Annotated in this window: 10 protein-coding genes; 5 read left to right on the forward strand and 5 right to left on the reverse strand. The window is 48.4% G+C overall.

All coding sequences use genetic code 11. The features are described 5' to 3' along the window. Positions 1–94 precede the first annotated feature (94 nt). Entirely contained in the window at positions 95–1735 is a 1641-nt protein-coding gene (gene pgm, locus PSI17_RS08590; protein ID WP_273551590.1) for a phosphoglucomutase (alpha-D-glucose-1,6-bisphosphate-dependent), read from the reverse strand. A gap of 89 nt (positions 1736–1824) precedes the next feature. After that, on the reverse strand, positions 1825–2358 hold the full coding sequence (gene seqA, locus PSI17_RS08595; RefSeq protein ID WP_273551591.1) for a replication initiation negative regulator SeqA: 534 nt from the start codon (positions 2356–2358) through the stop codon (positions 1825–1827). Between the two features lie 259 nt (positions 2359–2617). Here seqA and ybfF point away from each other — a divergent pair, with 259 nt between their 5' ends. The 3 genes from ybfF (at position 2618) to PSI17_RS08610 (ending at position 6648) form a co-directional block, all read left to right on the forward strand. Then, complete coding sequence (gene ybfF / locus PSI17_RS08600) at positions 2618–3397, forward strand: esterase (RefSeq protein WP_273551592.1); 780 nt, start codon at positions 2618–2620, stop codon at positions 3395–3397. 611 nt (positions 3398–4008) lie between these two features. Next, positions 4009–5046 (forward strand): methyltransferase, encoded by a 1038-nt coding sequence (locus PSI17_RS08605; RefSeq protein ID WP_443256018.1) that lies wholly within the window; start codon positions 4009–4011, stop codon positions 5044–5046. A gap of 63 nt (positions 5047–5109) precedes the next feature. Next, positions 5110–6648, forward strand: coding sequence for an FAD/NAD(P)-binding protein (locus tag PSI17_RS08610; RefSeq protein ID WP_273551593.1), 1539 nt, complete (start codon positions 5110–5112; stop codon positions 6646–6648). A gap of 211 nt (positions 6649–6859) precedes the next feature. Here the strand turns inward: PSI17_RS08610 and rtxA are convergent, their stop codons facing one another. The 3 genes from rtxA to rtxH are packed head-to-tail and all read right to left on the reverse strand — an operon-like array spanning position 6860 to position 21911. Further along, complete coding sequence (gene rtxA / locus PSI17_RS08615; RefSeq protein ID WP_273551594.1) at positions 6860–21007, reverse strand: MARTX multifunctional-autoprocessing repeats-in-toxin holotoxin RtxA; 14148 nt, start codon at positions 21005–21007, stop codon at positions 6860–6862. Between the two features lie 27 nt (positions 21008–21034). Further along, positions 21035–21496, reverse strand: coding sequence for an RTX toxin-activating lysine-acyltransferase RtxC (rtxC, locus tag PSI17_RS08620; RefSeq protein ID WP_273551595.1), 462 nt, complete (start codon positions 21494–21496; stop codon positions 21035–21037). A 34-nt stretch (positions 21497–21530) separates the two neighbouring features. Next, on the reverse strand, positions 21531–21911 hold the full coding sequence (rtxH, locus tag PSI17_RS08625; RefSeq protein ID WP_273551596.1) for a protein RtxH: 381 nt from the start codon (positions 21909–21911) through the stop codon (positions 21531–21533). A gap of 575 nt (positions 21912–22486) precedes the next feature. Here rtxH and PSI17_RS08630 point away from each other — a divergent pair. Continuing rightward, positions 22487–24610 (forward strand): peptidase domain-containing ABC transporter, encoded by a 2124-nt coding sequence (locus PSI17_RS08630; RefSeq protein ID WP_273551597.1) that lies wholly within the window; start codon positions 22487–22489, stop codon positions 24608–24610. Then, positions 24603–25958 carry an HlyD family type I secretion periplasmic adaptor subunit gene (locus tag PSI17_RS08635; protein WP_273551598.1) on the forward strand — a complete coding sequence of 452 codons (1356 nt, stop codon included), beginning with the start codon at positions 24603–24605 and terminating at the stop codon, positions 25956–25958. Before PSI17_RS08630 ends, PSI17_RS08635 begins: the two co-directional genes overlap by 8 nt. Position 25959: the final 1 nt, after the last annotated feature.

Below are 25959 nucleotides of genomic sequence, written 5' to 3' on the forward strand. Positions count from 1 at the left end.
GTTGGGGTAAAGCAAGTTGGGGTAAAGCAAAAAGCCGTAGCAATCGCTGCGGCTCTTGTTTTTTCCAACCAGCACAGCCAAAAATAGCAATCAATCAACCCGCAGCAAAGACCTGATTGACGATTTCCTGCGCCTCTTGCTCAATTTTTTCACGATGCTCGGCACCGAGGAAACTTTCACAATAAATTTTATAGGCTTCTTCTGTACCAGAAGGACGGGCAGCAAACCAACCGTTGTCACTCATGACCTTCAGGCCACCAATGGAAGCGCCGTTACCTGATGCGGTTGTCAGACGAGCGGTAATCGGATCACCGGCCAATATGTCGGCCTTAACCATTTCCGGGGACAACTTAGACAGTAATGCTTTTTGCTGATGCGTCGCCGGAGCCTGAATGCGGCTATAGCTTGGTGTGCCAAATCGGGCAGCCAATTTATCATAACGTTGCTGCGGGTTCTCACCCGTCACTGCGGTCATTTCAGCCGCCAACAGGCAAAGAATAATGCCGTCTTTATCGGTTGACCACGGGGTGCCATCAAAACGCAAGAAAGAGGCACCCGCACTCTCTTCTCCGCCAAAGCCCAACTCGCCTTTATGCAACCCATCCACAAACCATTTAAAACCAACGGGAACTTCCACTAATTCACGCCCCAAATCGGCAACCACACGATCAATCATGGCGCTGGAAACCAGTGTCTTACCCACGGCAATATTTTTCGGCCATTGTGGACGGTGGCGGAACAGGTAATCGACCGCCGTTGCCAAATAATGGTTAGGGTTCATCAAACCCACCGGCGTAATGATGCCATGACGGTCGTAATCGGGATCATTGGCAAAGGCCAAATCAAATTTACCCCGCAATTCCAGCAGCCCCGCCATGGCCCAACGGGATGAACAATCCATGCGGATCACACCGTCGTGATCCAGTGTCATGAAACGGAATGTCTGATCGACCTTATCATTAACCAGAGTCAGATCGAGGTTGTAATATTCCCCAATCCGCTGCCAGTAGGCAATGCCTGAACCGCCCAATGGGTCAATACCAATCTTTAAGCCTGCCTGCTGGATCGCAGCCATATCGACAACTTCACCCAGCGCGGTGACATAAGGATCAATCAAATCTTGGGAGTGCAAATATTCACTCTTTAATGCCTGCTCATAAGGCAAGCGCTTGATCCCATTGAGAGCAACCGCCAGTAATTCATTTGCACGCTGCTCAATGATGGCAGTCAGATCGGTATCGGCTGGCCCACCATTAGGGGGATTATATTTAATGCCACCGTCTTCCGGCGGATTATGGGATGGCGTGATCACGATACCATCTGCCAGATTTTTTCCCTGACGGTTATGACATAAGATGGCATGGGAAATAACAGGCGTTGGGGTAAACCCATTATTTTCCTGCACAACCACATCCACACCATTCGCCGTTAACACTTCCAAAACGGAGATAAATGCCGCTTCTGAAAGCGCATGAGTATCTTTACCCACATAACATGGCCCGGTAATCCCATGTTGCGAACGAACTTCCACAATTGCCTGGGCAATGGCCAGAATATGTGATTCGTTAAAACTATTGCGTCCGGCGCTGCCACGATGGCCGGAAGTCCCAAATTTGACCTTATGTGCTGGGTTTTCAGAATGGGGTTGCAAGGTGTAATACTGTGAAGTGAGCTGGGCAACATTGATTAAATCATGCTGCTGGGCGAGCTGCCCTGCCCTTGGATGAATGGCCACTTTATTATTTCTCCTGGGAGAGCGCACCGGCTTATCGCCAGTGCAGTGCTAATAAGTCAAGCGATTGGATGATAGGGCAACTAACTGAATTAGATCGTGCCACACACTCTCTCAATCAAATTTGCCGGAAACTTCATATCCTGCATAATATGTTCAATCATGCTGCGTTTACGGTCAGTATTGGTATTGGTGATCACCCAAAAAGGGGTGCCGGGAATATGGCGTGGCTTGGTTTGCTTGCCGCTGGCTAATAAAGTGTGCTCATCACCGGCGAAATAGGTACGGGTACGGCCGTGCATCGCTTCTGTTGCCTTGTTGAAACTGTCACTGTTCAGGCTATACAATGTAGACAGGGTCAGCATAAAGCGCTCAACCGATTTTTTCTTTTCAGCGTACTCATCAGAAAGCAATAATTCACGAATAACGCGGACAGCATCACGGGAACGGGCAACCGGGGTTTTAACAACAGGTGCAGGGTCGTTGGCAGGCGCTGTGATTTGTACTGGCTGCCCGGCGTCCAACTTCAATATGCGCCGTAAAATATCAGATGCACTTTCACCGATATGCAGAGTTTGGCTTGCAATAAAGCGGTAAAGGTCTTCATCAACTTCTATCGTTTTCATTTCTATCCAGTACTGTTCTTAATGAAAAAAGTATCTCGCGATTATAAGATATAATGCCACAAAACAAAACAATTAAACTTTCAATAACTTAAAGTGATTCTTTTTAAAATTGAGAATCATCAAAAAAGTGACTTTCCTTTAAAATAAATCAAACAGTTACAACTATTTCATCCCGTTGAGTTTGTCACTGGACACGTATCATGATATTAAGCATCTCAATATTAAACAGGGTATAAACGCTATTAAACTCAGGCAAATCATGAAGTCAAATCGTCAATTAAATTATCATTTCCACACACCGGAAAATCCGCAATCGTCAACGCCCATTGTCCTGATTCATGGGCTTTTTGGGGATTTAAACAATCTGGGGATCTTGGGGCGCGATTTACAGCAATACTATCCGGTCATTCAGATCGATGTACGTAACCACGGTATTTCACCACGCATGGAAAACATGGATTACCACGATATGGCACAGGATGTCCTGCAACTCCTTGATGCGCTAAAGGTGCCCAAGGCGATGATTATCGGGCATTCCATGGGGGGTAAAATCGCCATGACCCTGACGGCCATTGCACCAGAACGGATTGAAAAAATCGTTGTGATTGATATGGCTCCCGTCGCTTATCCCGTTCGCCGCCATGACCGCATTTTTGCCGCACTGAACAACGTCACGGCGCTTGGTGCACAAACCCGGCAAATCGCGACAGAAATAATGCGCCAGGATATTCGGGAAGACGGTGTTATTCAATTTCTGCTGAAATCGTTCCGTCAAGGGGAATGGAAATTTAACCTGCCTGTTTTGCAAAAAGAGTACGAAAAGATTATCGGTTGGGAAATTATTCCGGCATGGCACAAACCTGCCCTGTTTATTCGTGGTGGAAATTCAGATTACATTACTGAAGCATATCGTGAAAATATTATTAGCCAATTTCCACAAGCAACAGCATGGGTTGTTGCAGGTTGTGGGCATTGGGTTCATGCAGAAAAACCAGACGCTGTCCTCAGGGCAATTCATCGTTTTTTAGGCACAAAATAGTAATATTATCAACCCATTGAATGTGGGTTGATAAAAGTTCAATCTCATACGAAAAAATAATTAGCCAAGAAGATCCCGTATATGACGGTTAGATAGATCCAATCGTTCTTGATTATTTTTTTCATGCCTGTAAATGAAAATTAAACAACACTAATTAATTTAGATTTCGATTATTGATCTATCCATATTTGGATACAGCATTTTAAATAGCAAACGATATGAAAAACATACAATCTTATTTTTTTCAATTGGTTACTAAATATCGATAAGTTGCTGCTTTTAGGATTTTATAACCACTATGTACTTAACCCAAAAACAATTAGAAACCATATGCCAACATTAATATAATAAGGTTACGTAGATTCACATAATGAGCACAATATTTCTAATTTTTAAGAAAATAAAATCGTGTCTTTTGTAACACTCAATAATAGTATTTTATCGTGAAAATAACCCATCTTATTAATCCCGCCCTAATAGCAATGATTATAACAATATTTTTGCATATGAGTTTTTTTATTGTTGTCAGACATACTCTTTTTGGGTTAAGAATATTCTTAAAATAACAATAAATTTTTCTATTTTTTAACTAATAACAAATGGGCATTGATATGAACATACTTAATTATAACGACACAGCAACTATTTCCAATGATACATCATCCGCTTTACACTTACTTCATCAAACAATGGGTTACACCTATCAAGCTGCACTTCGTGCGGCTACGGTTCTCGGTGTCGCCGATCATTTAATTGATGGGTCAAAAACAGTGTATGAGCTGGCCCAAGCCGTCGGGGCCAAAGAGCAACAACTACACCGAGTACTGCGGTTGCTTGCCACGCGGAATATCTTTCATGAGATCGAAGAAAAACGGTTTGCACTCACACCGGCAGCCGAATTCTTACGCACAGACGTACACAATTCCCTGCGGGCAGCAGTATTGATGCTAACTGACAAGACATTTTGGCAACCGCTCGGTGAGGTTGTAGAAAGCGTTCGCGGCAATCCGGCTTTCAAGCATATCTACGGGCTTCCCTTCTTTGATTACTGGGCGCAGACAGGCATGCCGGCCGATGACTTCCACGTCGGTATGTCCTCCATGTCAAAGGTGGAAAATCTGTTTCTCGCGCACAGTTATGATTTCCCGAAAAACACGACCGTGGTTGACGTGGCCGGCGGGTTTGGTGGCCTGTTATTGAGGGTGCTACAGGATAATTCAACGCTGCGCGGTATCCTTTTCGACAGGCCACACGTACTGGACAGGCACGAACTTGGGGCATTAGGTGATGATACACGGTGGGAACTTGCCTCCGGCGACTTTTTCGAGTCATGTCCTCAGGGCGATATCTTCCTGCTCAAGTACATTATGCACGACTGGCCTGACGAGCAATGTGTCAGCATCCTGAATAACTGCCGGAAAGCCATGGCTCCTGACGGACGGGTGCTGGTGATGGACCCCGTGATCCCTGATGGCAACGTTTCGCATGCAGGTAAAGAAATGGATCTCCTCTGCATGGGGATCTACGAAGGGGGACGCGAGCGAACAAAGGATGAGCTACAACGATTGTTGGCCAGTGCCGGTTTGAAACTCAACCGTGTCATTGATACAGGCTGCCATATATCGATTGTCGAAGCCATTGCCGGATAAATTCCTTCTACATTAAGGCAGATAGATAAAAATTCCTTATTTCAACATATAGGGGAAATAGTGATGTCTTTTCAAAAAAGAAGTCTTGCAATTGTAGGAGGTGGTGCGGCGGGCGTGGCGACATTCATCGCAGCAGTGCAACACCGTGCGGCACAAGCCATTTATATCGTTGATCCTGGGCCTATTGGCCCGGGAATGGCATTTTTCAATCTGGATAGCGATATACTCTGCAACACCTCAGTCGATACGATGTCAGTCGTATCAGATAATCCGTTGGATTTTCTAGATTATCTGCATGGATATGGGCATGCCGTGACACCGGAATCTTTCGTGCCACGCCAGTGGGTAGGGAACTATCTGAATGAAAGATTTCTGGAATTTAGTACTATTGCCCGTAAGGCTGGTATTGATGTTTTCCATCTGCCTCATTTATTTAGGCAATTGACGGTAAACTCACATCGTTGTTATACGCTTTGGTACGGTGATGTCCTGGCACCTAAACCGCTGGAAGTAACTGACGTTATTTTCTGTACAGGCTTTGGCGCTTCCCGCATTCCAGAAGCGTTGAAACCACACCTTGCTCACCCGACTTTTATTCACTGTCCCTATCCAGAGACAGGTATGTTAACCAAAATACCCGCAAAATCACGGGTATTGGTTATGGGCAGTAAACTTTCGGCAATCGATGCGGCTATCCTGCTCTGCCGTGAAGGCCATCATGTCACCATGACATCGCCGTCAGGCGATATTCCTGCTGTTCGTTCGCGATTTATGCGCAGCTCTGGTGCCTTCTTTGAGCATAAAAGCATGACATCGATCATGACCCATAAAGGAAATCAATCGACAAAATTTTTTCCTGATTCATTGAAACATGCGTATCTCAAATATTTTTGCCGTATCCTCAATAAGTACACAAAAATACCCTGCCGAGAGCAGTTTTCTAATGCCAATAGTTATCGGGAGCGTCTTCGTGAAGAAATATCGATTGCCGAGCAAGGAAAAAGCCAATGGCAAGATATCACCGTCAATTTTATGGACGTCATTAACGAAATACATCTGACTGACAAAACCTATTTTGATGGTGCGTTTCATCCTAACGTTGAAAAAATGCTTCATCGGTATATTACCGCCATTGCTTTACCCAATGCACGAAAGCTCCTGCACTATATGGATAGTGATCGTCTTACTATTCAGCAAGGCGCCATTCTCAATGTCGTCGTAGAGGAGGGAGAAACAGGGGCTTGGTTAGTTAACTTAGGGCAGGATTATCAACAGTTTGATGCAGTTGTCACCGCAGTGGGTTATCACCAGCCTTACTTCGTCATTGACGAGAACGGGCAACTTGAGGTTGACGCTTACGGGCATCGTTCAGAATGCGCAGTATCGATCTCGCCGGAAATGGCGGCCAGCCATCCCTACTTTAAAGAAAAGGAAAGTATTTGGTTTGTCGGAACGCCTGCCCACAAGCGGTTATGGGTGCCCAATGCCCTTATCGTGGTCGCAAATATAGCGACTCGGGTGATTAACAATATGAGGAGAATCGATATTCCGGTCGCATCAACCGTCGGCAATAACGAAAAAGATTTGATACTCAGCAAATAATTGTACCTGCTCCAGCCAACATGGATTTTTCTCAATATTCCCCACTAAAGAGGAAGATCCATGTTAAACAGATGAGGGGATTTACTACTTCAAGGACTATTTACAACCTCTGTTTATGATTCCATTTATTGTAGGTTACCCGAAATAAAATGGCTCACTATTGTGAGCCATTCGTTAACGTAATCTCTTGATAAAAATATTTTTCAGTTAATTAAACCAACTTGGATTTCCCGTTTGTCGTATCTGACCAGGCGGTCACGATGGTGGATTTCGTTTGGCTATCAAGCGAATCAATAAATCCACTGTCACCCATCTTAGGCGCAAATCCGCTCATGGCCTGCACCAACGAATCCACTGCATTGGCAGAAAGTGCGGTATATTCACGCTCACCCTGCACCTCTTTATCCCCCATTTGGGTGATGATCGCCGCACGGTTGCCATCGAAGTAATTGTTGAAGGTCACAGAACCCACGGCTTCAAACTGCCCCTGTGCGGAGGTGTCTTTGATATTACGGTGGGTCAACAGCACCAAATCGTAGCCGCTGCGTTGGAACCACAGGTTTTGCCAATTGATATCGTTGAAGATAATCTTGTCACCTTGCTTGATATCTTCAACCACGTTATCAATCACATCGCCGCTGACCACAAAGCTATTAACGCCCGTGCCGCCTTTGAAGCGGTTTTGATAGCCGCCCAAGATCAGCAGGTCATCACCGTCACCACCATTAAGCTGGCTGAACTTGGCAACGACATCGGCAATCAGGTGATCGTTCCCTGTTCCCCCATTGATGACCGAGTGATAACCCATCAGTTTGATGGAATTGTTGCCCGCACTGCCATCGATCTGGTTATCGTTGCCGAATACAGCCGCAAAGTCGTTACCTTGCCCCAGCTCAACCTGATTGTTGTTGCCGATGGTAACAACGTAATCCTGATCGTCTCCGGCATGAATGCGATTAAAGTTGCCAGAAGCCACGATATAATCGCGTCCCTTACCGCCACTAATCACACCACCTTCACCAAAGACATAGGCCTGATCATCACCATCACCCAGATAAGCGTAGTTAATGCGTCCGGCCAATACAGCAACATCGTTGCCTGCACCGCCAAACATCATATTTTCACGTCCCATCAGAACGCCCATATCATGACCTTCACCCCCCGTGAAGATATTCGAGGTGCCGACGGAATAGAAGGTGTCATCACCACGGCCGCCCCAGAAGTTATTGTTATCTCCCAGATATGCACCGAGATCTTTACCATCACCGCCCCAGTTAAAGTTGTAGTTACCGAGGGAAACGTTCATATCACCATCTTCTTTCAGGTAACCGCTGTTATGCAGGAAACCGAAGGTTTTCTCCTGTATGTTCAGCAAGTCGGCGGTCAGGTTCTCTTTCAGGTTGGTGACCTGTGATCCCAGCTCAGCCTGCTTGTCCTTATCGAACAACGTTACAAACAGGTTTGGCATATTCAGTGAAGCCAGCCCAAAGGGGCGATCAGTTTGCGGTGCAGATTGCGCCCCTTTATCAAGGATGATCTGCCCTTCTTGGCTTTCATCCGGCGCTTTTGCTTTCAGGCCGTGGCTTTCAGCAAACGATTTCACTCCATCAGCCCCGATATTCAGCCCGGATTCCAGATTGCTGAGTAATTTTTCCGGATCTGTGAAGGCTTGCAGTTGGTCGCCACTGAACTCACCGATGATTTCCAGCATTTCACGCAGAATGGCAACGCCATCAACCGGCTGGCCTGAGTGGGAGACAATGCCACCTTGCGGGGTATATCCCACGCCAAAGATATCTGCCAGCGTGGTGTCCGCACTGACACCGGCAAGGTTACCCTTCAGTTTATTCACGATCTGACGTGGCACATCCGTTGGCGTAAATGTAAACGTATTTTTAGCTACGCCCGTCGAACTGTAATTTTGGGTCATCAGGCCAAACAGTGAACCCAAGTTGGTATCCAATATCGATTGGATATTGTCACCAAACATAAAGTTCCAGTTACCGGTTGTGACCTGAATATCAGCGCCCTGTCCACCTACCGCAAAGTTGAAAGCCAGTTTTTCATTCGCCTGACGGAACTTGTCCGCCCGACTGACTTTACCCATTCCCGGGATATTGCCTTTGCCACCCAACCATTCACTGTATTTCTTGTTCAGGGTGCTTTCGAGATCACTTTTCAGGCCACGGCTGCTACGTTCATTCTGCGAATCCAGATCGGTCAGGGTCTTATAATCCACGCTGCTGGTCAAATCAAGACCGGATAGATCACTGACATATTTCTTCGCCCCTTCCAGCGTCCATTGTTGATCTTGTTTCGCCAGCCAATCCGGTGAATTAAACGATCCGCCAATCTCTTGCAGTACACCAGAAATACGGGCTGCGCCATCAAACGGATTAACCAGCGGAGGTGTTGGAATGGATTTATCCAACATCACGATCAGATCGTTACTGTGCCCCAAGTTAAAGCTGACGTTGCGGTTGCCCATGAACAGTTGCGCGCCTTCCAATGCCCGGTAACCCGCGATATCAACACTGTGCTTGCTGTCGCCATCACCAATGTGAACCATCACGTTGTTATCACCAAAGGCCAGGGACTTAAAGCCGCCTTGACCTACCTTGATACCGACATTGCTGGTTCCCCAGTTAATGACCGTAAATTCGCCATCACCCGCCTGTACCTGAATATTGCCGGAATAGCTCAGTTGGTTATTGGATGATGCCGCTGCGGCATGATTATCCACGGCATCGCGCTGTTTTGGCGCATGGAAGGTTTGGGTATTTTCCGCAATGGCACCTTGTGCCTTGGCATCGGTTTGCCCGACACGGGACAGGACAATGTCATTTTCAGAGATACCACGGCGCACTCGTTCGGCATGGCCTTCCACTGCGCCCGCCTCATTCCAGCCCAGCACGATCTTGTTATCCGTGAGCTTGTGAACCCACTGTTCCCGCGCATCTTTCGTGTACTTGCGGCCAATACTGTCTACCGCAACGTCGCTGCTGCGCGCCGATACCGTGGTACGCATACCCTGCTTATCCAGTGCCGAAATAAAGCGGCGGGCAAAACCCTCTCGTTTGTCGTCGCTGATCAACGAGCAACCCACGAGACTGATATGGTCTGGTGTGCCGGTATGTTTGAAATCGGTACGGAACTGTTTCAGTCTCAAGGCCAGTTCATCCGCACTGTACCCACTGATACGTGTATGGTTTTGTACTGATTCTTCGCGCCCATGGCCAACAATCTGCCAGCGTAATTTGCCGGACTGTAATTGGCCGGACTGTAATTGGCCGGACAATGTGGCAGGATCGCCATACACCACGCGATATTTTCCATCGGCATCAAGCTGGACAATCACGCTGGCATCCGGATGCTTACCGGCCAGGCTCGCGGCGGCTTTCGCCGCAACCGGATCATTTTCCGTCTGGATAATAATCTGGCCAGTAAAGCGGCTCGCATTTTCCCCGTCAGACTGCGGTTTGACCTCAGCACGTTCCCACGATCCGACATCGTGGTTATTGACAACCCGATTAACCCCGTCCGCTGCATTGTCCTTGGCGACGTCGCCCTTAAGCGGTACTTTCACCTCATCAGTGATGTTGATATCTCCCGATACCTTGAGGGTTAATTTGCTGGCGGCCGGATTAGCAAAGACTTTATCGATATTCGACTGCACAAGGTGTGCCGCCTGTTTGAAATTGTGGCTTTCAACTTCAACCAGAACTTTCCCGACTTTCTTCGCGGTCACTTCCAGCGTCACCGCATCATCACGGTAATCGACCACCCGTCCCGTGATATTTGAACCGAGTTTGAAGGTCTTGCCCTGCTCTTTCAGTGCACGCAATACATACGGCTGCTCACCGTCACGAGCCTGTTTCCAGACGCCGTCATACTGGGTAACCGAGCCATCTTCAAACGTATTGTAGTTAACATAGAAGCTTTGATCTTTCTCTTGGCTGGCGAGGTATTTATAACCAAATATGGATTTATGGCCGGTTACTATTCCCTTATGGAAAGAGTCCATAAGGCCTTTGAAGTCTTGATAGTTGTCAAATGACTTGATACCAAAGTTAGGATCATAGAATGACCAAACGGTTTGGTTTTCCCCTTTATGCACCGTCACTGCCATTGCATGGTCTTCAGACATAAAGGACATATACGTCGTTTTATCTGCGTGCTGTAGCTGTTCCATCACGGATTCATAGCCAGCGACATCATTACTCAATGAACGGTCTATTCTGTTGCCGGTCAATCCATTGGCTTTGAGCTTGCCGCCATAGGCTTGATTAGCTTTCTCGCGATCAGCCCAATTCATATTCTGCGTTCGGCTATACTGCATTGAGAGCAGATCTTGAATGGCCGAACCGATATTCTGACGGCGATACTGATTCAGCAAAGCGGCTTCAACCGAATTGATGTCGCTCTTTTTATTCACCGCATTGTCATTGTAGGCTTTGACCGCATCCGTCAGCCACGACAAATATGCTTTACCGCCCCCCAAGCCATGTACCCGCTCTTCCATCAGGTAACGGCCGGACAAGGCGAAACAAATACCTTCCAGAAATTCTTTTGACTCAACGTGATTCCCCTTTGTCAGGAGTACGTTACCAACTTCTGGCACCAGTTTTTCAAGATGATTAAGCAGTGATCCGCCCTGAGTGAAATGGAAAGAATACTGATCCAGCTCTTTTCCACCGGATTTCGCATCAAAGAGCGTATAAAGTGCTTTTTCCACCAACCCGGTTTTCACGCGGCCATTTTCATGCTGAGGATTAGAAACAGGGTCAGAAACAGACAGTGTGGAGACAATTTTATCCGCATATTGGCTCATCAACAGGTTGCTGTCTTCATGACCATAGAAGGTCTGTTCGCCCGATACCTGATAACCCGCTTCAGCAAGTTTGGCACGCAGTTTTTCCCCTGCATCGCCCAATCCTTCACCATCAGTCAATAACATGATAGGGGTCTGCTTCGAGATACCTTGCAGGTTTTTCTCCACGGAGAAACGGCCATTGACCGATTTCGCCAACGCGCCTGTCAGCCCTGCCGGATCCGGCACTTCATGGGCAGTAATGGCCTTGGTCATGCTTGGCATTGGCCGGTCGAGCAATAAACCGGAAACGGCCTGTCCGTTGTGCTCGGCATAACGGGCCAGATCCGCGGCAATGGGTCCTCCCATGGAGTAACCATGAATGATGATATTTTCCGGCTTGATGCCGCGATCATTCACCAAGTAACGGAACATGGTACGGGCATCCTGATACAGCCCTTTCTCGTTGGGATGACCATCGCTGGTGCCATAGCCGCGCAGGTTCACCGCCAGCATATCAACGCCTTGCTCTTGGTAATGGCTTTGGATAACACTCGCCTGCTCTTCCGCGGAGGAGCCGGAACCATGAATGAAAAGCACGACCTTTTTCGCCGGGCTATCGCCACTTTGATCTTTTTGATCACCGTTATGGTAATAACCGGTCAGGCGTCCCGCGTCACCCTGTAGCGTGACCTTATTCGCGGTGCCTTTGGTGACCGCCTCATCCAATCTTCCCTGTGTGCCACTATTGACATTACGGCGATCTTCCCTAGCGCCATAAAGCTCACCGTTAAGGAAGCGGGCGACGGGGTTGAGTGGCTCTTTGTCACGCGGTGGTGTGCCGTCGTTGTCAATAGCCACTTTTTCCAGTGCCTGATCTTTCTTATCCGAGTGACCCAGTGCTTCCAGCTCTTCACCGGCAAGCTGATTCGGCTTATGCAGGTAGGTTTCAATCTGCGCTTCCTGCAAAGTCTGCGCATAATTAAACAGCTCGGTGGGTGTCCAGATACCCCATTTTGGCCGCCATGTATGGCCGATAACGTTATCAGCACCACCCGCCTTAAGGACTCTGGCAACAATACTTGAGCAGTTATCTGTCAGAAGCTGATAACGGGCATCCGGGTTTTGGCTGATTTTATGCCATTCCGCCTGCATCGCCGCCGTATCCAATCCCGCCAGATTGATGCGGAAGACCCGTCCCTGATCGGCTTCACTGGATTTGAAATCCTGGGTGTCACTCAGTTCACGTTCTGCGAACTGGCGAATAACATGAGTAATGCGTTTTTCTGTCACTTCAGCAGAGTATTGTTGTTTAGCGGCGGTACGCAGCACCTCAGCAAACTCTTTGCCTAATTCAAACACGTCAACGCCGCCGGCTTCGACTTGTTGCACGAACGGTCTGGAGATGTACTCCGGTATACCTGAGGATTGCAGGAACTTAGGATTCTCAAGCATCGTTATGCCAAGGTGTTCACTGAAATCCGCAAATTTTGCATCAACCCCTTTGGCAGCCTCAAGTTTTTCATTAAATTTCGCCAGCTTGTAGTCGCCATCCTGCATGCCGAATTTATCGCCTTCCTCAGAAGCCACATCCAACTCCAGCAAGGTATTTTGGCCGGCAGGCTGGCTGAGATCACGCCAACGTAATCTTAAATCGGGATATTGCTCAGAGGAGACATTGAGAATGCGGCGAATATCAGGCGATTTGCTCCCTTTCGGCCACCAACTGACGTAGTTTTTCTTGTTGAATTCGCCCGCATCTTCGGCACTGACCTGAATACGCCCTTGCCCAATTTGCAGGGCAGCGTGTCCCAAACGGCTATGATCACTCGGTTGCCAGACAAACAGCGTGGCGCTGACCGGAGACAACTGTTGTTCAATGGCCTGATAGATCTTTTTCAAACCAGAGACATCAATGCCCTTGCCATCTTTCGCCAGAGAGCGGGCTTGCACGTTGGCAAAAACGGCATCGGCGATAGGCTGACCATATTCCCTGCTCACCGCCGCCTTGATTTGCTCAACCGCGTTTTCCGCACGCTGCGCTTTCATGGCAATCTGAATATTGGCTTTGCCACGGGTTACAAAGTCCCCTTGCTCATCAAGATAAAGATGTTTGGAATCTTTGAGATTGGCATTACCCAGTTTGTTGTAGAGATCGCTGAAACTGCCTTTGCCGGTGCTTTCCAGCGTGGGTTCTGCCAGTACCAGCGATTCTTCCATGCGCACCTTGAGCTGTGACAGCAATTTATTCAACGCAGGTATACGTGCTGAATCCGGATGCCCCAACAGATAGCCTTCAGCCTGCTGGCGCAGGTGAGTCAGTTTTTCTACCGCTTCCAAACCATAATCTGGGCTGTTTTGCAGGGTGCTTTCATAGTCTTTCAGTGCATCCAGTACATGCCGATAACTGTCACCCCGAATTTTGCCCTTCACATAAGCGGCTTCCTGCAACTCATGCGCAGACATCAAGTCAGTGTTCGGTTGATAGTTCCAGCTACCCTCCACTTTCTCCGCAATAATGCGGGTACGTCCCTGCTCGTGGGAAACCATGCGGTCTTCCGCCAGATATAATGCCTCAGGCAGTTGGTCATAGTTGTCGTAATTAGCCAGAATAAAACGTTCAACCGCTTTGATTTGAGTCGAATCTTCCGGATCTTCTACCCTGATGGTCTTGAATTCATCACGCTGATTACCCGGCCACGGACGAACTTCAAACCCGTCATCGTCGTCAGATTCACGCACCAGCAAATTGCGCTCGGTACGTAACCCGTAGAATGGCAGCGCTTGATTCAGCAGGTTATCGATGGCACTGGTTTTGATATCCAGATAAACCAGTGTATCAGGCTGGTATTTATCAGGATTTTGTGCCAGCAGTTTCTCCTGCTCGGCAAAACTGAGTGAATCAAAACGGGCTTTGACGGAAACACCGGCCGCGGTCAATCGGCGACCAATGGATTCAGGTGACATGCCTTGATATGCTTCGGCCGGCTTATCCAGCAGGCGGATTTCGCCCACCAGCCCTTCACGCTGCAATTGGCGCAATACCGGTAGTTCAACATTCCAGAAATAGTTGCCAAGGCGTAATCCCCCTTCCGCAATGACATAAACATCATCACGCGATCCCGTTGCATAGAGGGAACTCCAGAATCCGGTATTGCTGCGGGTCGAGGCGCTAATGACCGATTGCAAGGCTTGCCTTTCCTGCTCCGGGATATCCGGATTGAGGATGTCGAGCATATTGCTCCAGTGCTGGAGCTGTTTGTTCAGCTTAAGGGCAAAATCGTTACCCTGAACATCAATATCGTAAACCACTTTCTTGCCATCAGTCTGTACTGCATCGAGAACCTTACGGTACCCTTTGAAATTTTTGCCAGACCAAAATGAAACAATACTCTTGTCACCATGCACAGGTTCGAAGCTATAACCATAGCTTTCCAGTCTCGAAACCAATTCGACACGCTTGTCCCAGTCGTAATCGATGGTGGCATCAACAAACAGTTTTGCCAGTGAAGTGAACTGATCTTTCGGTACTTTTTCGCCACAGAACTCCAAGTAGCCTTCAATCGAAGCCACCATTTTCTGCCTGACGTCATCCGGTATGTCTGCATCCACGCGATCAAATCCCGGCACAGGAATGTATTTTTCGGTCGCCAGATCGTTGTCTCTATCCAGCCAACGGTAAACCTCGGCCACCTTCTGCGCCCTGATTGCGGCAGTGGATTCGGTTTCAGAACCACTCACTGCTTCTTGCTGAATCAGTTCTTCGCCCAGAGCTTGCAGGCCACTGAGATCCAATCCTGAAATCGGCGGTGTGTTTCTGACCCATTCAGTCACGGCATCCGTAGGTTGGCTAACCGGCGGGTTCACTGACATTTCGGTATGTTCAGAGGTCAGTACAGATTTCTTAACCCGTATTCCCCTATTGATCTGTAAACGACTTAAGGCTGCTTTCGCATCGCCAAGACCGTTCAGATTGTTATCCAAACCTTGCAATTCTTCACTGAATTCGCCATCAGCCTGAACGGTCGATTCAGGATTGATGTGACTCTTGGATTGTTCTGCTTTTTCAATGTATTCAGAGTAATGGGATTCATAAGCACTGCCTGACAGGCCGCTGCCGGTTGCACCCGCGCGCTTCGGCTTATAGTTGTCAGCCAGTTTGGCACCCTTGGCATCATTTTGTACTTGTGTGGTTTTGCTGTCCGCCGCGGAAGCTTCGTGCTGACCGCGCTGTTCTGCCTTCTGCGCGGCTGATTCGCCATCACGTCCCGCCTGATAAGCCCGTTGTTCATAACTAAGGGCTTCTTTTCTCCGGTTTTCGGCCTGAAGATGGGCATCTCCAGCATCCTGCTCGGCATGTTGACGGTTTTGTTCTGCGTTAAGTGCACCCGTTTCTGATTTGGCAACCGCCTCTTTGATATCACCCAGATGCCCTGCGGCCGCTTTTTGTGCGTGATCTAATTGGTTCCGTGCCGTCTCGTTTGCTTTGTCTAAATCAGTCTGAACATGTCCCAACAATCCACGGGCAAACTGATCACGGTGCTGTTTACCGGATTTCCCATGATAGATGGCATGGCTGTTCAGCGCTTCCAAGCCTTTGACGTTTGCCTGTAGTTCATCGGCCACTGCCTGAGATTCACCCTGAATAGCATTGCGCTGAGTCTGTCCATTCGCGTTCAGCACCGCCAGATCGGTGGATTCCAGTTGCGCCTGTGTGCCCGAAATGGCGTTCAGTTGGTTATCCCGTTCCTGTTCCAGACGCAGGCGTCCGGCTTCTGCCCTTTCCTTATCCTGCAAAGCGTTCTGTGCGGCCTGATCTTGCTTCACATGGTCAGCAATGCCACTGCCTGATAGTTCAGACATTGCCACCACGTTATCCAGAACATAGCCAAAACCATCATTCAGGCCTATCCCGGAAAATGCCAGTCGATTGCTGCCAGCCTTGGCCGTTAAGGTCAATGCTTTGTTCTGCCATTCCGCCTTGCCATTGGCAGCCGCAAAAACCACCTCACCATTCCACCACACTTCCAGCCCGTTATCAGCAGAGCTGCCGACACGCCTTGCAAAATCGAACTTAACGACAATGTCTTCACCCGCCGTCAAATCCTGAATATCCTGATAAATGTGGGTATTGCCCTGAACGTCAAGCTCACTGACGCGCTCGCCATGCCCTTCCGCGCTGAGGCCGTATGCCTTAGCTGAATGGCTGGCTTCAATGCCATTAGTGTGCTGCCATCCCTCGGCTCCTTGTTCAAAATCACCATTGATGATCAGATTACGAGACTGATTGGGGTTTAACCGCGCCTCATCGCCGAGTTTATTTTGAATGCTGTCAATATCCGGCGCATCAACCCCCGTCACAACACCTTTCAGGCTGTTTTTCAAATCAGAGGTCACGTCACCCATTTCGGTCAGTTTAAAACCATTCAGGGAAGAGACTGCCGGCAGGTCAATCGCACCGCGTCCCTTATGGGTGCCCGATGTACTGGCTTCGTCGCCATTGACCAGATAATTAATCCCCTGACTGCCTGCCACGCCCAGCAAGGTTTGCTTGATATTGCTGAACAGCGTACCCAGTTTATCGCTCTGGGTATTGCTTTTTGCCACGGCAAGGCTGTAGAAATCCCCGTTCCCCACCTGAATGGCCACGTTGTTGCGGGCATAAGAGGCGTGGATATTCAGGCCGTCACCCACATGGATATTGGCATTGCCCTCACCTTTCATGACGGAAACATTCAGGCCGTCACCGACTTTGGTATTAACGTTGAGTTTACCCCACGCCACATTGACGGAAACACCATCACCCACTTTGGTGTTGATATTCAGGTCGCCATGAGCCGCTGTCACACTCAGGCCATCACCAACGGTCGTCGTAATATTGCCCTTGCCTTTGGCGGCGGTGACCTGCATACCGTCACCCACTTTGGTGACCACATTGCCCTGACTCCACAGTGCGTTAAAGCTGTCACCATCACCGATTTGGGTCACGATATTGGCATCACCTTTGGCGAGCACCACATTACGGCCATCGCCGACTTTGGTAATGACGTTAGCCTTGCCCCAAGCGCCGGTGTAATCATCACCATTGCCCACATGGGTCACGATATTGGCTTGCCCCTGAACGACCGTCACTTCCTGGCCATTACCCACTTTGGTGATGATATTCGCATCACCTTTGGCAAAGTTATAACGATCACCATCACCCGCATGGGTCAGGACGTTAGCCTTGCCCCAGGCGGCATTAATGCCTAGCCCATCACCCACTTTGGTGATGATGTTGGCATCCCCTTTGGCAAACCCGACCGTCGTGCCGTCCCCCACATGGGTCATGATATTGCCGATTTCGGAAATCAACAGGCCGACAGTCGGCCCTTTGCCCACTTTGGTCAGGATATTGCCCTTGCCGGCCAATACCGCTGCGGTCGTGCCATCACCGACATGCGTGACGACGTTGGCCTCGGAAACCGCCACGACGCCCAGCAAATCATCACCGACTTTGGTCACGATATTGGCTTTGCCTAATGCCAGTACACCGGTCAGACCGTTACCGACATGCGTCATGATATTGGCTTTGCCAAACATGGCAGCCAGTGTTGTGCCATTCCCCACTTTGGTCATGACATTGGCCGTCCCCGCAAACAGGCCGATGCTGGTACTGGCTTTATTGTCACGGATAACGTGAGTATAAATATTGGCTTTACCCACCATCAGCGCCACCGTCAAGCCGGTGCCCACTTTGGTCAGGACGTTCGCCCCGCCAATCATGGCAGCAAAGGTGGAGCCATGGCCAATCTGGGTAAAGATATTGCCTTTGCCAATCATGGCAGAAAGGGCATCACCGTCACCGACTTTCGTGGCAATATTGCCTTTGGCGATCATCAGGGCAACACTCATGCCGTCGCCAACATGCGTGAACACGTTACCCAACGCCAACATCAATGCCAGTGCATCACCGTCACCCACTTTGGTGAAGATATTGCCTGCACCCCCCATCAACGCCCAGTCATTCCCTTTACCCACATGGGTGAAGATATTGCCTGCGCCGATCATGGCCGCAATCGCTGTGCCATCCTGCACCTTGGTAAAGAGGTTACCTGCACCCGCCATGACGCCCAGTGTCTGGCCGTTACCGACATGGGTCAGAATATTCCCCAAGCCAAACATGATGCCTGTGGTATCACCGTTGCCGACTTTGGTCAGGATATTGGCTCCCCCCAGCATCATGCCGGTGGTGTTGCCATCACCAATATGAGTCAGCACATTGGCACCACCGCCCATCACGGCTTGTACATGACCTTTGCCCTTTTTCGTCAGCACATTGGCACCGCCCAGTGCAATGGCTTTCGTACCGGAAGTCGCCTGATCATTGCTGACATGGGTGATCACATTGGCACCGCCCAACATCGCTGATGCGAGATCGCCTTCACCCACCTTGGTCAGGACGTTGGTGCCACCCACAAGAATGGAGGAAACGTTGCCATTCCCCTTTTGAGTCAGGACATTAGCCCCGCCAATACCAAACCAGAAGGCATCACCATGACCCATTTGGGTATGGGTATTGAAACCACCGCCCATGGCGATACGGCTGTTGCCATTGCCTTTGTGGATGGAGATATTGCCCACCGCCAGCAGGTGCGCAAGGTAGCGGCCATCGCCCACGCGAACCAGCACGTTGGCGGCTCCCCCCGCGTTGACGTCCATATCACCCTGCTGCGCCTGATGAAGAATGACGTTGGCAATCCCCGCGCCATTGAAGTAGACATTACCGCGTGTGACGTTGGATTTGATGACGTTGGCACCACCGGCACCGGTATAATGAATGTCCCCTGAACTTTCACCGCTGTCAGTGGCTGATTTGAACAGTTCAAGATCTTGATATTCATGCATACCCGACACACGGGCAGCAATTGTGCGTTCGGTATTCACCCGGTAATGCAGGTCACTCAGCGAATAGCTGCCGACGCCCATGGGCTTATAACCGTTGCCAGTCGAAAAAGTTTCGTTGGCAAAATCCGGGGAACGCTCACTGAACTTGTAGCAAGGGCGCGCGAAATATTGCAGCACGCCGGTTTTGGGATCGTTTCTCAGTTCGACCACCACCACCTTCTTGTATCTGCCAAACGCCTTGGAATAAACATAGGTGTTTGGCATCCGGTTGGATTTCACCGCCGTCACATCGGCAGTCCTTTCATTCTCATCAAAGGCATAACCACCCATCTTAGCATCGGACAGGGTGATATCTGCGGCATTAATCAGGACACCACCGCCATAATTCACCCATTGGTTTTCCGTCAGTTTTTGCTCAATGGCATCAATGGATACGGCTTTCCGCTGTTCAACGGTCAGGTTTGACAACCGATAGGCACCATCAGCGCCAACAGAATTAAAGTGTCCCGCAGCAGAGATATCCTGTTTATCCAGCCCCTTGAGATGCTTTCCTTCTTTATACCAAGCTGTCGAGTAGTATCTCAGCTTGCCGGTTTCAGGATCATTGGAGAGCTTAACCTTGTTGATTTTAGTATGCGTACCATCCTCAAACGCAAACAGGTACGTGTTCGGCTCCCGTGCCGATTTAACCCCGATCACCTGATGAAAGGCACCAATCCATTCACCACTCAGGGTGGCACTGGTCAGCACAACCTCTTCTGCGTTGGCATACTCTATCCCTTCACTGCCGAAGTCATTGCCTGCGCCTTTGCGGGTAATTTCGTTATAACCGCCCGCTCCCGTGAAATGGATATGACCGTGTGCCACATCGGAGTAGAGGCTGTTGTATCCCCCCACGCCGTTAAACCGGATATCCCCCTTGGTTTCAGCGTAGACGTCATTCGCCTGGCGGGTACGCTCAACGCGGTTATAAGCGCCCGCGCCTCCCAGCGTAATGTCCCCGGCCTTACCTTTGCGAACAATAAAGTTATAGGCACCGGCACCGGAAAAATGAATATTTCCCGTCTCGACCCTGGAACTGATGACGTTTGCTGCGCCAGCCCCACCAAAAGTCACATTTCCCTGAGAACCTTGGTACTGATTAAGCCAAGTACGGTCGATCTTATTGCCGGCACCGGCACCGGCAAAAGAGAGATTGCCCTGATTGGTTTCATGCCAGATTTCGTTGTAAGCACCTGCTCCCTTGAAGCTAATATCACCCTGCAAGCCTTTACGCGTGATGCTATTGTATCCGGCAGCCCCAGAATAAAAGATGCCGCTCTTGTCACCGGTATGATTGATTTTCACTGCACCAGCAACGCCTTCGTATGTTATCGGGCCGCTGTGTGTCTTAGTGATTGAAGTGTAACCACTTCCCCCTTTGACCGTGAGATTGCCCCCGGTATCATGGATATCCAGATATCCGGCACCCCCGACAATCGTATCGTGTCCCCATGTCGTATTGACCTGTGCCGCAAGGGAGCCAACAACAATATGGTCATTCCCGCCATAAGCATTAATGACGCCGCCAAAACCGATGGCAGTGATATTATTTCCCTCATCATCATCTTCATATACACCAGTAAAGGTATACGCTAAGCTGCGGCCGACTGATTTTCCCATAAATAATCCTGATATTGGGCAGAAAAATTAAACAGTAAACCACTGCACCCGACGGATACAGTGGTCATTTTGAACATCCAGAGTTCCCCTGACGGTGCAGGCTTTTTGCCCTTTCCGGGCAGCAAAGACACGCCGGCGAAGATCGCAGGCAATAGCACGCGCATGCCCGAAAGGCGCAATCATCTCTGGAAAAAAAATATGCTGGCCGGAACGCCAATCTTCCCGCGAAATTTCCCGTTCGCCGGCCAAGATCGCATTCCGGCTGCTGTCAGACAAAAAAGCCCAATTACAAAAAGCAACTGGGCATTGATGTTCATCTTCGTAGTAGCAAAACTGATTAAGCTGGAATGACGGCAAGATACGTTGTTGCCATTCAGCAACTAAATAACGTCGGTGCAAGGGGGAGTGCTGGCAAAGCAGCATCACCCCACCCATCATAGCCTGTATCTCATTCGCACTCAGTGTTGCCGGTTGATGTGTGATCATCATAAGTTAGCAACTACCTGATAACGTTTTGCTGATATTATTTTGTTGTTTCAGAATGGCGCGGTGAACGTTTTTTAGGTTCAGCGGTTTCTGCCACAGCCGCTTCTGCTGCAACCGGTTTTTCGCCTGCATTATGCGTTTCTGGATTAATTTCAGGCACCGGCAAAAAACCCGCCGCAATCAGTTTGCTGATTTCAGCTTCCATTCTTGGATCTTCAAGCATACTTTTAACCATGGAAACCATATACATAAAACCAGAAGCCGGCATATGAATAACTTGTTTTAACTGTAATTCCTGATCATTCTCTGCCAGCAGACCACTCGCCATGCGATTAGGCTCCTGCCCGACAAAATACAGAGAGAATACGCCTTTGTTATAATTAACACTTGAGACGGTTTGAACAAATTTTTCAGACATAACATTATCCATTAAATAAATATTAATTTAATGTTAAGATTGCATTAAATTAAAATGATTAAATTATAAATGAACCCATATATCCTATAGTTTCATTGATGATTAAACCTTATTGCCAAGGTTATCTAATTAAGCTAAAGTAATTGAGTTTCCCCTTATCTTTCAATAACTATTCTTTTTCAAGCACTGTTACTCTTTAAGAACTATCCGAAATACAAAATGGTAATTTGAGTGTGAACCGATTAAGTATGAACCGAACAATGAAATGATTTTCCAACGACATTTACTAATTGATTTAGATAAAAATATATCCATTTACTGACTAAAATCAACATATAAATAGTAAAATGTCTGTTTAGACTCTACATTTTGTCCCAATTACCAACATTAATAGGCGCTTTGATCACAGATAATATCTTTTATACTCGTTGTCCCCCAAGATGCCTTTATTCTCTGCCCGCACGGCAGGGATAATAAGCGGCTTTTGTCTTGTGAGAAGTAAGGGAAGTGTTCGGCCATTCTGGCATGTTATTCACTCAATAGCGTGATTTTTTATTTTAAATAGATTTAATTTAATGAATGAAATAGAAAAAACAACAATATCATTAATTAATTTAATAATAATGATATCTAATAAGAACCATGCAGCCACATCAAATAAAAACTTAAATAATGATGATGATTATATTTCCACCCTAAACAGGCTACAAAAAGAATGCAGCATTAAAATTAAAAATAAATACTCTATAAATAAGAAGTTAGGTGACATATCCCTGCCTGCCATTTTGTTTGGCAACGATGGGCAACCTTTCATTCTGGCTAAATATGATGAGCAGCGGGTATTAATCCAAAAGCCTGACCAAGGAACACCAGAGATATTAGGTAAAGAAGAATTTATCAATCTCTGGAGCGGCAAATGGATAAAAATAAAACAAAAAAGCAATCAATTTAATATTCGCTGGTTTATCCCTGAATTTGTCAGACAAAAGAAGAACCTGACGGAGATACTCCTGTTCTCCTTCGTCCTGCAAATTCTGGCACTTATCTCCCCGCTGGTCGTGCAGGTTGTCATGGACAAGGTTCTTGTGCATCAGGCATTTTCCACATTGGATGTCCTGATTTTCGGGCTGGTGGCGGCCGGGTTGATTGAAATCATTCTGCGGGGGTTACGTGAATATCAGTATGCCCACACCGCCAACCGGATTGACATCAAACTGGGGTTAAAGCTGGTTAACCACCTGTTTGGCCTGCCATTGCTCTTTTTTAAATCCCGTCAAGTGGGTGCAATTGTGACACGGGTACGGGAACTGGAAACGATCCGGGAGTTTTTAACCGGCTCCATGTTCACCCTGTGTATCGACGTTCTGTTCATGTTTGTCTTTATTTATGTCATGAGCTTACTGTCCGGTCTGCTGACGCTGATCTTCCTGCTGACCCTGCCCTTTTATGCCCTGCTTGCCTGGTGGGTGACGCCGAAAATTGAAAAAGCAGTGGAAAAACAGTTCACGCATGCTGCCATGAATACCTCTTTCCTCACCGAAACCGTTGCCGGTGCCGAGACACTGAAAAGCCTTGCGGCTGAACCCCGCTTTATCCGCCGTTGGGATAGCCAGACTGAACAGATGGTCAGCACCAGTTATGATGTGCAGCAATGGGATAACCGTTCCGGTCATCTGGTGACGGTGTTACAAAAAGTCACCAGTGCTGTCATTATCTGGTTAGGGGCTTCACAAGTGCTCTCCCTGCATATGACCATTGGTCAATTGATCGCTTTCAATATGATGGTCAGCCACACCCAACAACCCCTGTCTAAGTTGGTGCAACTCTGGGGGCAATTTATCCGCTCACGCATTGCCATTGATAAGCTGGGAGATATGTTGAACCTGCCGACAGAGCAGCAATCTGGTCACCAACAGGTGGCATTGCAAGGGGCAATCTCATTTTCTGATATTGTCTTTCGCTATCAACCTGATCTTTCCCCCACCATCAACCATTTCACGCTGGATATTCGGGCAGGAGAAACCGTGGGCATCGTCGGTACGTCGGGTTCGGGGAAAAGCACCCTTGCACGTTTGCTGTTGCGGCTTTATACCCCAGAAAGTGGTGCTATCACGCTGGATGGCATTCCCTTGCAATATCTCAATATTGAAGCCATCAGGCAGCAGATCGGTATCGTTCTGCAAGAAAACTTTCTGTTTAATAAAACGGTGTATGAGAATTTGTCTCAATCCTGCCCTGATGCCCCGTTATCTGCGGTGATTGAGGCAGCAAAACTGGCAGGGGCACACGATTTTATTCTCAGGTTGCCGATGGGGTATGACACGGTGATCGCGGAAGGGGGTCAATCGCTATCAGGCGGTCAGCGGCAGCGTCTGGCGATTGCCAGAACCCTGCTGTCAGATCCCAAAATCCTGATTTTGGATGAAGCCACCAGCGCACTGGATGATGAATCACAAGCCATCATTCAAACCAATATGGCGGCGATTGCCCAAGGCAGAACGGTTATCACCATTGCGCACCGGCTTTCCACGGTGCGCCAATGTGACCGGATCATTGTATTAAATCAGGGCCAAATCATCGAGCAAGGTAGCCATGAACAGCTTCTGCAACAAGGCAAACATTACCGGAAACTTTGGCAGTTACAACAAGAGCTAAGACAAGAACAAGAAACAAAACAGGAGGAACCTGCCCATGTTTAAGGCTATCTTGCGCAGGGGGATCAAGCGGTTACGAACGACCCGTCCCCATTATGATTTTTTACCGACACATCTGGCATTGTCGCAACGGCCACCTTCCCCGTTCGCCCGTTATACGGCAATCACGCTCAGCATCAGCGTTCTGATCGCCCTGCTCTGGGCCTATCTGGGGAAGCTGGATGTACAGGCAACCGCCACAGGGCGTTTGATAGCATCTGGCCGTTCCCAAATCATTCAGGCTTACGAACAGAGCCGCCTGATGGCGATTCATGTCGCCAATGGTCAGCACGTTGAGAAAGGTGTCCCTTTGCTTACGCTCAATACGCTCGGCGTCAATCAGGATATTGCGCGTTTGTTCGAACAACGTGACTACACGATAGAAGAAGAAATCCGTTATCACGCACTGCTTAAGAAGCATGATCCCAAGTCCCTGCCACTTTTTCAGCAGCAATCGGCGGACAGGCAGGAAAAAATTCTGACGCATTACTCTCACGAAAAACAGGAATTCGACTCAATCATTAACAATATCCGTGCAGAAATGGAGGTGAACCTAGCTTCCCAAACATCGCGGAACAGCGATATCCGCTCATTGATCCATCTGCGTGACAATATCAACCAGCGTTTATTGGCCCGCAAGACCCTGAGCCAAAAGCAGGTCATCAGCAAGGTAGAATATCTGGAACAAGAAAAAGAATTTCTGGAAACGGAAAGGTTGATCGCTCAACAAAAATCAGAACTGGGTATTTTGGTGACCCAATACCAAAGTCTGGAAGCGCGTTTCAAGGGCGTCAAAATACAAAAAGAGCGCGAGTGGTTTGAGAAAAGAAAACAAGCAGAAATGCAATTGGCGGTCATAAAACAAGAAATCTCCAAAATGCAGGAGCGGGAAGAGCTTGAGGTGGTGCGCTCACCGGTGAGCGGCACGGTTCAACAGTTGAGTGTCCATACCCTTGGCGCCGTTCTGCAACCAGCCCAGAATTTAATGGTGATTGTGCCTGATGAGCATGTCCAACTCGCTGAAATCCAAATCCTCAACAAAGATGTCGGTTTTGTCTATCCCGGTCAGCACGTCACGGTGAAAGTTGATGCTTTCCCTTATACCCGCTATGGCACCATTGACGGGGAATTACTCAGCGTTTCCAGGGATTCCACCAACGATGAACGGCTGGGTCTGGTTTTCCCCGCACAAATCAGCCTCAAACAGAACAATATCATGGTGGATGGAAAACCGGTTGAAATCACGGCGGGGATGTCCATTGTGGCGGAAATCAAAACCGATCAGCGAAGAGTGATTGATTATCTGCTCAGCCCAATTCAGGAATATCAATCTGAAGCATTGAGGGAAAAATAAG

Origin of the sequence: Xenorhabdus sp. IM139775 (genome assembly GCF_028598745.1) — a bacterium.
Lineage (GTDB): Bacteria > Pseudomonadota > Gammaproteobacteria > Enterobacterales > Enterobacteriaceae > Xenorhabdus.